Raw genomic sequence first — 12,183 nt, forward strand, 5'->3', positions numbered from 1 at the left:
TCACCCTCCGCGAGCGCCGAAACCAGGCTGCCGCTTCAGTTCGGACAGCTGGTTCGCTACCAACTCGATCGATGGCCGGTAACCGTCGAAACGCTCGTAGAGCGGCTCGACGAAATCATGGACGACATCCTCGAGACTGCGCTCAAGGTCGGAAATTTGCGCTACCGTGGCGAGTTCGGCCCTGTGCGAGCGGGCGCGCAGCCGATGGTCGAGAACGTCGCGCAGCAGCGGCTTTGCCCAAGTAATCAACGTGCGGCCTTCAAGGCCCGTATAGCGAGCCACGAAGCGGATTTCGGTCGTATCGCTCGCGTCGAGCGCACGCGCGAAATTCATTGCATGCAGAAAGAACTCGGCAGTGCGCCAGATAGGCAAGGTGAGGTCGAAGATCGTTCCCGGCTCGAGATTGTCCGGGCCGTCCTCCTGATAGCCGCGCTGGAGGTAGGCGAAAGGATCGCGCGAGACGCGCCAGAAATCACTGTGCGCCGCATCGCGAAAATGCCGGTCGGTGTCGGGCAGGCCCAACCAGCATTCGAGCGCACCGTCCTCGATGACGGGCCGTAGGTCCGGTCGGGTCGGAACCCAGAACGGGGTCCATCCGGAACTCTTGGGGATGTCGGTCAGGAGCTCGCGAAGCTGGCTGGGCGGAGGAACATCCTCGAGGCCGAGGATGGCGTAGGTCTGTTCGCTGTGCCCGAGCGGTTGGCGCGAGGGGTGATCGGATGGCAGCGTTGCGACGAGGTCCTCCCATCGGCGACGCGAGTCGTGCAGGAAGCTCTCGAAGCTGTCCTCGTCGGCGGGGCGCACGAAGAGGTCCAGCGCCTCGAGAATCGCGATTACCCTTTCGAAGCGCAGGTTGATCTGGCCCTGCTCGAACGCATTGACCGTCGGCAGGCTCACGCCAGCCAGCGCGGCTAGGCTGCGCTGGCTGAGACCTTCTTCCTTGCGGCGGCGAATGGCTTCGTCGACCGTTGCGCGCCAATCGATCGGCCAGTCGGTCATGTGAAGATCCTTTGCGCATGGCCATGGATGACGTTCCGATAGGTTTCGCGGAAATCATCGGGCTGAACCTTGTCCCCGAACGCGAGCGTGCGCGCGGTCGCCAACCCCTTGCCGAGCGCGGCAAGCGTGCGCTCGACGGCAGCGCGGGGCAAGCCGATATCGAGACCGAATTGCTCGACAATCTTGCGGTCGATCGTATCGAATTCGCGTTTGCGTCCGCCGATCGAAAGCGCGGTAATCCGGTCGTAGACGGGGTAGGCGAGCGTGTTGATGAGATCGTATGCGGGCGAGAGCCGCAGGCCCTCCGCTCGTTCGAGCAGGGAGAAGTTCTTGAGATGCGCGTCGGCGTTACCCAACACTAGATTGAAGACGACAAGACGGAAGAACCGGTTGAGGTCGACCCGGCCCCGCGCGGAATAGCGGGTCACAATTTCGGCCGCTTCCTCGTAGCTCCCGTCATATTTGCCTTCAAAGGTCCGCCCCCGTGGTCGGCTGAGGATTTGCGCAAAATCCTCGAGGCGCAGCCGCTCCTCGCCTTGGCGGTCGAAGCGTTCGACCAGAAGCGCGATCCCGGCGATATCGTGCAGCTTTGCTAGCTGCGCGCGCGTCACATCGTCTTCGCCGAGAAGCTCGCGAGCTAGGCTAAGCGAAAGATGCTCGTTCTGGACGATCGTGGGAAGATCCTCGCGGTTGAATTTGGCGATATGCGTGGCCGGGTCGGTGGCCTCCACGGCTGGCCGGAAGCCATCGTCGGCGCGAAAGGCGAGCAGTTTCTTCTGCACCCCCGACAAGGTCCGTCCAGCGGTGGTCGCCGCCTCGTCGATGAGGTCGTCCTCGATCGGATGGACCGGCGCTTCCCCGTCTGCCGGGATCAGGCCCACTGCGCCGATACAGTCCGCCCCGTAGTGTAGCAGCAGTCCGAAATCGTCTTGGTTCGCCGTGCCGCCGGCGCGCGCCTGGCGCCCGCGGAGCCAGCCTTCCGGGGCGAGATGCTCGAAAAAGGGAATCAGGCCGCCGCGCCAGTAATGGTCCCGTGTCTCTGCGGGAAGCGCGCAGGCGATCGTCTCGCGCCAGCCCTCGTCATAGACGAAGCGGGTGTCCGAACCTAGCTCGCTGAGCCGACCGACAGGACGACGCTTGAAGGTGACGATGGCGTGGCGGTCGGCGATGGCGATACCCGATCAGGCTAATGAGACGACACGTCTTATCATCGCCAAGATGATTAAGCAATATTGAACATATGCGAAATTGTATTGGAAATATACGGTATCTCTGATCGACTGTCTTCCGTGAATGTAGGATCAATTTTCCCAACCAGCGCAAGCGCACAGACATAAAAAAACAGCTAATCTGAAACGCTGATACATTGGCTGCGGGCATTGCAGTGCTTTCTTGAACAAAACCAGAAAGCGGCCCTTGCGTCATACCGCGTCGAGATGCCGCGAGACCGCAATTTGCGAAACCTTAATCACGAGCGATCCTCTGGACCGTCACCGGTCGACACACTCCTCCGCCCGGGCGGACCAATCCTATGACCCCGACTAAATTGCTCATCCACCAGATCCTCGTGGTGTTCGCGATCGTCCTCGCGGGATTATGGGTTCACTCAGCGCGAATGAATGGAAAGCAAGTTCAATTGGCCTCATCTGAGTAAGCTAGCGGCCGCTTTGCCAGCGCCAGTTGACAAAGGCATCGGGTAAAACGAATGGCAGCTTCGCTTGTTGTCGCGCCTACAACCGGACAGTCGGCGAACGACCCAACTCGCGGCGATCAGCAAACCTCTGCCAAATGTGCTCCGTCGGCGGTTTCCGAGAAGCGAAAATCCCGCCCCGAAAATCGTTCGATCAAGTCTGCTGCGGTGCGGGTGTGCTCACTGAGCTTGACTGTAGTGAATGCTCCACGGCCCGCCATTGCGAACGGCAGCAACAACTGGTCTTGAAGGTAAGGTCCGGCAAAGGCCTGCGACGCCAGATAGCCCGCCATACGCTTGGCCGCTGTCTTTGCCAGGCGTTCCGCAGGCACGCCAAGCTTACCGAAGCCAGACATGACTTCCGTGACATGGTCGAATTCAGCTTCCATGAGTAGGGCATTCCCCGGGCCATTCTCGGCCGGGAGTTGCACTGGAGCGAAGGCTTCGTCCGGCCATTCGGCCAGCACCTTGCGCGCCGCCTTCAGTTCTCGATCAGCGATGTCGAACGGAATTCCGGCAACCAGCGCTTCTACCTTGCCAGCCTTGAACTCGCCGCGCGTCACGCATTCGATCGGGCGCAGCGGCGCTGGATCGATGTCCACGACAATGCGCCCGCCGCCGCGCGGGTAGAAGCCGTGACGCTCGAGCGTGATGGAAATCTGTGGCCCCATCCGCTCCAGCACCGGCAGCAGCGTCTTTTGGAGGAACTCAAAAGGCGGCGCGGCCATCGCGTGGGTACCGCCCTCAATCACCAGTTTTGACGGCGCATCGGCCAGCATCAACGGCACCAGCACGGTCTGCAGTACCAGCCCGGTCGAACCGGCAGTGCCGACGGCGAAATGGTATTCGCCGGGCGTAACGCTGCCGGGCCGAAAGATTAGCTCGCTGGCACCAACAGTCAGCCCGGAGCATTCCGCTCCGCCGATGGCGCAGGCCGCTTCCAGCGCGGTGACATGCTGGCGCATCAGGCCGGGCTTAGCCCTGCCCCCGCGGATGTTCTGGATGGTGAAGGGCTCGCCGGTCAGCAGCGAAAGGGCTGCGGAATACCGTAACACCTGTCCGCCACCCTCACCCTCGGAGCCGTCGATCGTGATCATTCTTTTTCTACCAATTCAAGGAAAAGCGCTTCGGCCTCTTCCGCAAAGTTCGTGTTATCGGCGCGCTCTGGCACTTCGCCAGCGCGTGAGAGCTCATCTGCTACCAACCGTTCGATATCGGGCAGCCTAATGGTGTTTCCCGCTTCGTTGGTTTTCGCCTTTCGAGCGATCAATTCACCAACCTGATCCACCAAGACCCGATCCAGGTCAGCCGCCTGCATCAGAGGCACCATGCTCATCGGCGGACGCCTCGACGGATCGAGGCGCAGCGCACGTACGGAGAGCGCCGGTCGCAGCGCATAGAAATATCGCTTCACGGCGATCTCGCCGCCTGGATCGAGCCAGCGTTCCACTGTGCCCTTGCCAAGGCTGGCGTAGTGCAGCGCGTAGCCACGCGGGTTAAAGTGGCGGTTGGCAAGGTCAGCAAGCTGCTCAACCACCGGATCGTCAGCAATGTAGCGGATGGAGCTTTCGATCCACTCCGACAGGACCGCGTTGTGCTTGAGCATAAGGCCCAGCGCCTTGCGAACATCCCAGCCGTTCAGATCGATCTCATCGACAATGGGCCGTTCGACCACATCGCGGACCGGCTTAAGCGCGAGATAGTCTCGGCGAGGCCGGATGTAGAGAAAGCGCACGTCGTAATCGCTGTCAGGCGATGGGAAGCCCCATGCGCGCGAACCGGATTCCACCGCCATCAGCAGGCGCACGCCGTCCTCGCTCGCCACATGGGCGAGACGGGCCTCGATATCGGCGCGCACTGCGGGCGCGATGGCTAGCGTATCCTGCATCGAAATTATCTTTGGTCTCTTGGCGGTAGCGGCGTGAAGGGTGTTACCCCTTCACGCACACCACCTGTTTCAAGGTATGGACGATCTCCACCAGATCGGCCTGCGCGGCCATCACGGCTTCGATCGGCTTGTAGGCCTTGGGCGTTTCATCAATCACGCCCTCGTCCTTCCGGCATTCGACACCGGCGGTATCGGCGATATGCTCGTCGAGCGTCACCAGCTTCTTCGCCTGGGTTCGGGACATAACGCGCCCTGCACCGTGCGAGCAGCTGTCAAAGCTCTCGGCATTACCCAGCCCGCGCACGATAAAGCTCTTCGCCCCCATCGATCCGGGGATGATGCCCATCGTGCCCTTCGCGGCTCGCACCGCCCCCTTACGGGTGACGAGTACGTTTTCGCCGAAGTGGTTTTCCCGCGTCACATAGTTGTGATGGCAGTTCACCGCTTCGCACTCGGCATCGAACGGCTTGGCGATCTGGCTCCGGAGTGCATCGAGCACGTGCGTCATCATCACGCGCCGGTTAAGCGCCGCAAAGTCCTGCGCCCATTCGACCGCTTCGACATAGTCGTCGAAATGGTCGGTCCCTTCCGGGAAATAGGCGAGGTCCTGATCAGGCAGGTTGATATGCCACTTGCGCATGTCCTGCTTGGCCAGCTCGATGAAGAACGTACCGATCGCGTTACCCACCCCGCGCGAGCCCGAGTGGAGCATGACCCACACGCGCTGTTCGGTATCGAGGCACAGCTCGATGAAGTGGTTGCCGGTTCCCAGCGTCCCCAGATGCACGAGGTTGTTCGTGTTCTTCAGCCGCGGGTACTTGGCTACGATCTGTCCGAACCGTTCGGCCAGTTTTGCCCAGGCATCGACCACCACGCGGGGCGGATCACCCCACGAACCCTTGTCGCGCTTGCCGCGTCCGACGCTGCGGCCATGCGGCACCGCCGCCTCGATCGCGGAGCGAATGCCGGCAAGGTTGTCCGGTAGGTCGCTCGCCACCAGCGAGGTACGCGCGGCCATCATGCCGCAGCCAATGTCGACGCCGACTGCAGCAGGGATCACCGCGCCTTTGGTCGGAATTACTGAGCCGACGGTCGCACCGATCCCCACATGCACGTCGGGCATGGCGGCCACGTGCTTGAAGATGAACGGCATCTTCGCCGCCTTGGTCAGCTGCTCTCGCGCCTTGTCGTCAACGGGAACACCGCGGGTCCACATCTTGATCGGCGACCCGCCCTCCACGTCCTGATACTCATACGTCGTCTGGGTCATCGCGACCTCCTCATGCTTCTTCATAGGTGCTGGCGACAAGTTTTGGCGAGACTTCTCCGCATGTTGCCATGCGGGGGCGGGTTCGAACCGCCTGGTTACCGATGTAGTCCCGACCGGCATTCGCCAGCGCTGATATTCGGTGCTGGCGGCGAGTGATTGATGAGACGCTTTACTGAGCTACTCCGGTTGCCCGGGGGCGGACTCGGACCGCCGACCTCCTGCTTTCGCAGGCGCTCTACCCATGTAGTCCCACCGGCATCCGCCAGCGATAATTGATACTCGGTTCACGGCGACGAGGTTTTGGAAAGACGTTCCTGCTCTACCCGCTGAGCTACAGGCCCATAGTTGGTGGACCTGGCGGGATTCGAACCCGCGACCTGGCGATTACAATTCGATGTAGTCCTTCCAGCATTCGCCGTGAATTTGGAAAAGGTCGGGGCAACGAGTGTTGGTGAGACAATCGACCCTTAAGCTACGTTCCAGCGGCGGGATTCGAACCCACATCTCCCCGCAGGATTGCTCCCATGGGGCGCTTTACTCGTCGGGCCTATCATGTGGGAGATGTAGTCCCACCGGCATTTGCCCCGGCCCTTTCCAAAATCAATCTATTCAAAGGTCGCGGCGACGAGGCTTGGGAAAGACCGGCGCCCCTCTGCAGAGAGCACCATCGTGACAGGATGTAGTCCTTCCCGGCATTCGTCGCGACCTTTGATGTTTCAATCCTCCACTTCGTTGACGATCTCGACCCAATCCTTCGCATCGCCGTTGGCGAAGCGCGCCATTGCGTCGAACACCGCGTCGGTGAAACCACCGACATTCATGATGTCCTTGCGATCTTTCGCCTGCGTCGAGCCGTAAGGCTGGATGTCGATGCAGATCAGCTTAGCACCCGGGTTACGGGCCTTCAGCTTGTTCCACTCCTTCATCGTCGCCGAAGCGTCGCCATAGGACCACGGACGCGGCGCATCGAACCAGGACTCATTGTCCGAAACGATGACTACGCAATCGACCATCGCCTTCTCGCGGTTCAACAAGGCAAGCGGGGCCGAGACTTTGGTTCCGCCACCGCCGACCCCCGCCAGCTTTGCGGCATTCACCGCCACGCGAGCCTTGGGATCAAGCTTGAGCGAGACCACGTCCACTTCGAACGGCAGCACACGGGTCTGCGGATTGCTCCGCAGCATCGCGGCCGATACCAGCGCGGCGATGTCGATGCAGCGCACGACCGAAGTCGCGCCCTTGCGGTAACCGGTCGCAGGCGAGCTCATCGAGCCCGACACGTCCGGACACACCACGACATTGCCTTCCAGCACCGGGACCTTCGCAAGCGACAGGTCCAGAGCCTTCTCAAGCGCAGCCTGCACCGGCAGCGGGACGCCGTCACCGACCTGGGTCAGTGCGGTCATCAACTGGTAGGGCATCGGCTTCACGCGGGCGATGGCATCGGGATCGGCCAGCCGCGCAGCAACCATCTCGGTCACTCCATCGATCTGGAACACTCCCTTACGCGCCAGCGTGTTGAGGTTCATCCGCAACGCCTGCCACCCGATGCGCTCTGCCAGCACGGCCCACTGCTTCGCGGTCAGCTCGAAGGCGGTCAGCCATTCGAAGGGCACATCGGGCAAGGGCCGCGAACGGTCTGCCTTCCATGCTTCGAAGTCAGCAATCTCCTTCGGCAGCGCCGCGACATCGTAGGGCTTGCCGATCAGCCAGCCATAGAAGGCGCGCCGCTCGGCCGAGGCCGGAGCAGGGTGAACCATCTTGACGATATCCGCGAGGCTCGGATCATTGCCCGTCACCGCCTGCATCAGCTGGCGAGTCGAGGCATTCTCCAGCCATTTACGCACCAGCCGCTTCGGCCGCGAGCCAAGCGAAGTCCGCCCGGTCTGACCCGAACGCATGATCTGCACGAAGTTGCGCAGCATGCGCCCGTTATCGATCACGCGCTTGAACACCGGGACCATCAGGTCCGGATCGGACATCGACAGCACTGCAGTCAGCAATGCTGGCATATCTTTCATCGCGCCCGACTGGCGAGCATAGATCGCACACTTGGCTACCCATTCAGCGTCCACCGCCCAGGCAGCTTCGAGCGCCTTAGCAAGCTGGTCCTGCGCATCGGCGTAGAAACCGTCCGACAAAGTGCCGGTTGCGGCTAGCTGCGCGAGCAGGGCTTCGGGGCCATAGGCATAAGCGTTGCCGCCCGCCTGGTTGACCGTGTCCGTGCGCGGCAGGAACTTCGCCAGCGCCGAGGAAAAAAGCGTCTTGTTGGCCATAGTCCAACTCCATCATCAAACTTCATCGGGCTTTGGGCGGCCGGCCCATTCCGGCCGCCCATTTCCCGCGTCTCGCCGGGTGTTCGACTTACCCGACGGTTTGGATAGAGCATGAGGCGTGCCAATTTCGAGCCGATCACCGCAGATTTCGCATAGTGTACTGAAATATATACGCTTCTTGAGACCCAGCCCTCTCAACAGCACATCGTAAATTTGCGAGATATCTATTCTCTTGTATCGCTTATGATAAAATTTTATCAAAGCGGGCATGAAGCCCACTACTGTCATTGGTTTTCTCGGCTCAACACTCGATGCCGCAAAGTTTGGTCCGTCACGCTGGAACAAGTGGCGGCCCACGGTCAGCATCTGCATGCAGGAGGACCTGCGGGTGGATCGGTTTGTGTTGATTCACGGCAGCTATCACCGCCGCCTCGCAGAATTCGTAATGCAGGACATCCGCGACGTCTCACCCGAGACCGAGGTCGTCCCCCACGTCATGGATTTTGAAGACGCATGGGACTTCGAGGAGGTTTATGGAAAGCTGCTCGATTTCGCGCGTGAGTTCGAATTCGATCCAGACGCGCATGATTACCTGATACACATCACCACCGGCACGCATGTGGCGCAGATCTGCCTCTTCTTGCTTACAGAGGCGCGCTATCTGCCCGGTAAGCTCTTGCAGACACAGCCTCACAAGGGAGCGCCGCAGCCGATAGGCACCTGGGCCTCGATCGATCTCGACCTTTCCCGTTATGATTCCATCGCTAGCCGCTTCGCTGAGGCGAGCGCGGAAAGCACCAGCTTCCTCAAGAGCGGGATCGAAACCCGCAACGCGGCCTTCAACCGCATGATCGAGGAGATCGAACAGGTCGCGGTTCGCAGCCGCGCGCCGATTTTGCTCATGGGCCCGACCGGCGCAGGCAAGAGCCAGCTCGCGCGCAAGGTCTACGAGCTCAAGAAACTGCGCCACCAGGTCGAAGGGCCATTCGTGGAGGTCAACTGTGCGACGCTAAAGGGCGACAGCGCAATGTCAGCGCTGTTCGGCCACAAGAAAGGTGCTTTCACGGGTGCAGTCCAGGACCGGCCCGGCTTGCTCAAAAGTGCCGACAAGGGCCTCCTATTCCTGGACGAGATTGGCGAACTGGGGCTGGACGAACAGGCCATGATCCTGCGCGCGATTGAGGAGGGGCGCTTCCTTCCGGTTGGCGCGGACACTGAGGCAAAGAGCGAGTTCCAGCTGATCGCCGGAACCAATCGCAATCTTTTGGATGAAGTCGCCGCTGGCAATTTCCGCGAAGACTTGTTTGCACGCCTGAATCTTTGGACCTTCGCATTGCCAGGGCTCGCCGAGCGGCGCGAAGATATCGAACCCAACCTCGACTACGAACTTGAGCGTTTCGCCGAACGTGAGGGCACGCGCGTTACATTCAACAAGGAAGCGCGGGACCGGTATCTCGCTTTTGCCGAGAGCCCGTCTGCACGGTGGCAAGGCAATTTCCGCGACCTCGCCGCCAGCGTAACCCGCATGGCGACACTTTGCCCGACCGGCAGGATCGACCGTGAGGCTGTGGATTTCGAAACCGGGCGCCTCGCACGGCTCTGGTCAGGCGACAAGGCAGAGATAGGCGTGTTGACCGACTTGCTCGGAAAGGATCGCGTGGGGGCGATCGACCCTTTCGACCGGGTACAGCTGGAATATGTGTTTGACGTGTGCCGACACTCAGCCAGCCTTTCTGACGCAGGACGCACCCTCTTTGCCGCCTCACGCGAACAGCGCACATCGACCAATGATTCTGATCGCTTGCGGAAATACCTCGCCAAATTTGGGTTGGACTGGGGTGCCGTCACCCAATGACCTAAGCGGCTGCAATCTGAACCGATTCTCGAGAAGTGCGGCGCAATCAAGGCGCCCGAATTCCAAGGCCCTCAAATTGTATTGTAGTGTCGGAACATCCCGCAGCGGCCCCGAAAAGACCATTCAAGCCCGCACATTATGTTGGGTCAATCGTAGGAACGCATTCTGCTATCTTCGCGAAACGGGCGCAAAAACAACGCGATAACGCAGTTGACTGGCGCACCCGACAGGATTCGAACCTGTGGCCTCTGCCTTCGGAGGGCAGCGCTCTATCCAGCTGAGCTACGGGTGCGTGCAGCGCGAGCGCCTAGCAACAGCCTCGCGGCGCGCCAAGCGGAAACCTTGCGATGTATCAGTTCGCGGCGGCGGTGCGCGAGCCTGCCTCGCCGAACTGGTTGAGCCCGCTGCCGTCGGCGAACTGGACCGTGACGTCGAACCCGCCGCGGCGGCCGTCGCGCAGCGGGTAGTAGGTCATGTCGATCTTGTCGCCCGGCTTGAGCGAGCGCTTCGACCAGCCGTAGCGCACAAGGTGGTTCGGGCTCATGCCCTCGAACGCCCACTGGTTGCCGTCCGCGTCCTTGGCGTAGAGGAAGGTGTGCGGATTGGTCCATTCCCAGCGCACGACGGTCATGTTCTCGAGCGGCTTGGCCTTGCCCCATTCGAACATGGCGGTCGAATGGTGCGCGGCGACGGGAACCGCGACCGCGGCGATCGCAGCCGCGACGATGGCGAACTTGGGGGTGAACTTGCGCATGGCCTCTCCTTTACCCCGCTGCAGATGAACCTGCGCTGGGCGATCCGGTGCTATTTGCCAGCGTCTATCGGACAAAATCAACCTGCTTCTTGACTGCCGTCAAATAGGGTCACAATTTGCAGGCGATATTCGAGTGGGAGAGAACCAGATGATCGGTGGCAAATACCTGCTTGGCGGGGCGGCGGTACTGGCCTTGTGCGCCGGCGGTACGCTTGCCGCGCAGGAACCGGCCAAGGGCGTTCCTGTGGCGCGTGCGACCGAATACCAGGAGGTCACGCAATGGCCCGACTGGACCGGCATCTGGTACCCCGACTGGTCGAAGCTGTTCTCCAATCGCGGCAAGCCGATGGTCCTGACGCCCAAGGCGCAGGCCAAGCTCGACGCCTTCAACGAGAAGTACAAGGAGGGCGGCCCGCCGCTCTATGCCCAGGCACACTGCCTGCCGCCGGGCATGCCGGGGATGATGCAGCAGCCCTACCCGATCGAATTCCTCTATTCGCCGGGCCGGGTGACGATCATCACCGAAGCCTACGAACAGGTGCGCCGGGTCTATCTCGGTCAGCAATTGCCCGATGACCCGGACCTGTTCTTCAAGGGCAATTCGGTCGGCCACTGGGAAGGCGACACGCTGGTCGTCGACAGCAACGGCTTCAGCCTGCTGACCACCATCGCGCCGGGCGTCGAGCACAGCGAGAAGATGACCACGCACGAGAAGTTCTACCTGACCGGGCCGGGCGAGATGATGGAGGAGATCACCATCGTCGATCCCGAGGTGCTGATGGAGCCCTACACCACCAAGGTCGCCTTCAAGCTCGATAACTCGTTCCCGATCCGCGAATATATCTGCGCCGAGAACAACCGGCTCGAATCGGGCGAGGACGGGGCCAACATCGACCTCAAACTCGACGGCGAGGACGATCCCTTCGCCAATCTCGGCCAGGACGACAGCGGAAACTAGGCCCGCCCCGCGCCGCCGGGTTAGCGATTTGGCAAGACCCGGGGGACTATTCCCGGGCCATGAACGCCGTCCCCCCCACCATGACTCCCGGCAAGGCCGGACGGGCCAGTTTCGGCCAAGGCGCCGCCGGCGCCTCGAGCCGCAAGTGGGCCGCGCTGCAGGAAGCCGCGAACGTCGTGGCGACGCTGGCCGGGCTCGAACAGGAGCGGCCGGGCGCGGAGGTGCGCAACTTCCCGGCGCTTATCAAGGATGCGGCGAAATGGCGCCGTGAGCTGGCCGACCAGCAGATCGACGACATGACCGCGATGATGCAGCCCGGCATCGCCGCGCTGCTCGGCGTCAACGCCCGCGGGGCCGATCCGCGCCCGGCGGCGCTGGCGCTGTGGCGCGAATATGTCGCCGCGCGCGGGGCCGTGCTCGCGCTGCTGCCGCCGAGCGGCAACATGGGACCGCCGCGCACCGCGTGATTTCCGCCGCGGCTTGACGAGGTTCT

The 12,183-nt window shown here is 61.7% G+C and carries 10 protein-coding genes, 1 tRNA gene and 1 pseudogene; 3 read left to right on the forward strand and 9 right to left on the reverse strand.

Going from position 1 to position 12,183, the window contains the following annotated elements:
• The 7 genes and pseudogenes from GRI89_RS12695 to GRI89_RS12720 form a co-directional block, all read right to left on the reverse strand.
• Positions 1-999, reverse strand: a complete 999-nt coding sequence (locus tag GRI89_RS12695) for a helix-turn-helix domain-containing protein (protein WP_159796173.1) — start codon at positions 997-999, stop codon at positions 1-3.
• Positions 996-1,880: a HipA domain-containing protein gene (locus tag GRI89_RS12700; protein WP_159796177.1), complete on the reverse strand. Its 885-nt coding sequence runs from the start codon at positions 1,878-1,880 to the stop codon at positions 996-998. Before GRI89_RS12700 ends, GRI89_RS12695 begins: the two co-directional genes overlap by 4 nt.
• A gap of 3 nt (positions 1,881-1,883) precedes the next feature.
• Positions 1,884-2,174 (reverse strand): annotated as a pseudogene (locus GRI89_RS18385) (HipA N-terminal domain-containing protein); the annotation flags it as partial.
• A gap of 595 nt (positions 2,175-2,769) precedes the next feature.
• Entirely contained in the window at positions 2,770-3,786 is a 1,017-nt protein-coding gene (gene rtcA / locus GRI89_RS12705) for an RNA 3'-terminal phosphate cyclase (RefSeq protein WP_159796180.1), read from the reverse strand.
• Complete coding sequence (locus tag GRI89_RS12710) at positions 3,783-4,577, reverse strand: nucleotidyltransferase domain-containing protein (RefSeq protein ID WP_159796183.1); 795 nt, start codon at positions 4,575-4,577, stop codon at positions 3,783-3,785. The genes rtcA and GRI89_RS12710 overlap by 4 nt, the downstream gene beginning before the upstream one ends.
• A gap of 43 nt (positions 4,578-4,620) precedes the next feature.
• Positions 4,621-5,847: an RtcB family protein gene (locus GRI89_RS12715; protein WP_159796186.1), complete on the reverse strand. Its 1,227-nt coding sequence runs from the start codon at positions 5,845-5,847 to the stop codon at positions 4,621-4,623.
• Between the two features lie 716 nt (positions 5,848-6,563).
• Positions 6,564-8,123, reverse strand: a complete 1,560-nt coding sequence (locus GRI89_RS12720) for a vWA domain-containing protein (protein WP_159796189.1) — start codon at positions 8,121-8,123, stop codon at positions 6,564-6,566.
• 268 nt (positions 8,124-8,391) lie between these two features.
• Between GRI89_RS12720 and rtcR the strand changes: the two genes are divergently transcribed.
• Positions 8,392-9,978, forward strand: coding sequence for an RNA repair transcriptional activator RtcR (gene rtcR, locus GRI89_RS12725; RefSeq protein WP_159796192.1), 1,587 nt, complete (start codon positions 8,392-8,394; stop codon positions 9,976-9,978).
• Between the two features lie 215 nt (positions 9,979-10,193).
• Here the strand turns inward: rtcR and GRI89_RS12730 are convergent.
• A tRNA-Arg gene (locus GRI89_RS12730) sits at positions 10,194-10,270 on the reverse strand.
• Positions 10,271-10,330: 60 nt separating this feature from the next.
• Entirely contained in the window at positions 10,331-10,732 is a 402-nt protein-coding gene (locus GRI89_RS12735) for a DUF6152 family protein (protein WP_159796195.1), read from the reverse strand.
• A 148-nt stretch (positions 10,733-10,880) separates the two neighbouring features.
• Between GRI89_RS12735 and GRI89_RS12740 the strand changes: the two genes are divergently transcribed.
• A complete protein-coding gene (locus GRI89_RS12740) occupies positions 10,881-11,690 on the forward strand; it encodes a hypothetical protein (protein ID WP_159796198.1) in 810 nt (269 codons plus the stop codon).
• Between the two features lie 59 nt (positions 11,691-11,749).
• The gene (locus tag GRI89_RS12745; protein ID WP_159796201.1) at positions 11,750-12,157 is read left to right on the forward strand and encodes a hypothetical protein; all 408 of its coding nucleotides are present in this window, start codon (positions 11,750-11,752) and stop codon (positions 12,155-12,157) included.
• The last annotated feature ends 26 nt before the right edge of the window (positions 12,158-12,183 follow it).

Origin of the sequence: Croceibacterium salegens (assembly GCF_009827435.1) — a bacterium.
In the GTDB taxonomy this organism is placed as follows: domain Bacteria; phylum Pseudomonadota; class Alphaproteobacteria; order Sphingomonadales; family Sphingomonadaceae; genus Croceibacterium_B; species Croceibacterium_B salegens.

Coding starts and splice junctions, on each gene's coding strand:
- GRI89_RS12720 (WP_159796189.1), bottom strand. CDS start 8,123: ATGGCCAACAAGACGCTTTTTTCCTCGGCGCTGGCGAAGTTCCTGCCG.
- GRI89_RS12695 (WP_159796173.1), bottom strand. CDS start 999: ATGACCGACTGGCCGATCGATTGGCGCGCAACGGTCGACGAAGCCATT.
- GRI89_RS12715 (WP_159796186.1), bottom strand. CDS start 5,847: ATGACCCAGACGACGTATGAGTATCAGGACGTGGAGGGCGGGTCGCCG.
- GRI89_RS12710 (WP_159796183.1), bottom strand. CDS start 4,577: ATGCAGGATACGCTAGCCATCGCGCCCGCAGTGCGCGCCGATATCGAG.
- GRI89_RS12740 (WP_159796198.1), top strand. CDS start 10,881: ATGATCGGTGGCAAATACCTGCTTGGCGGGGCGGCGGTACTGGCCTTG.
- GRI89_RS12745 (WP_159796201.1), top strand. CDS start 11,750: ATGAACGCCGTCCCCCCCACCATGACTCCCGGCAAGGCCGGACGGGCC.
- rtcA (WP_159796180.1), bottom strand. CDS start 3,786: ATGATCACGATCGACGGCTCCGAGGGTGAGGGTGGCGGACAGGTGTTA.
- rtcR (WP_159796192.1), top strand. CDS start 8,392: ATGAAGCCCACTACTGTCATTGGTTTTCTCGGCTCAACACTCGATGCC.
- GRI89_RS12735 (WP_159796195.1), bottom strand. CDS start 10,732: ATGCGCAAGTTCACCCCCAAGTTCGCCATCGTCGCGGCTGCGATCGCC.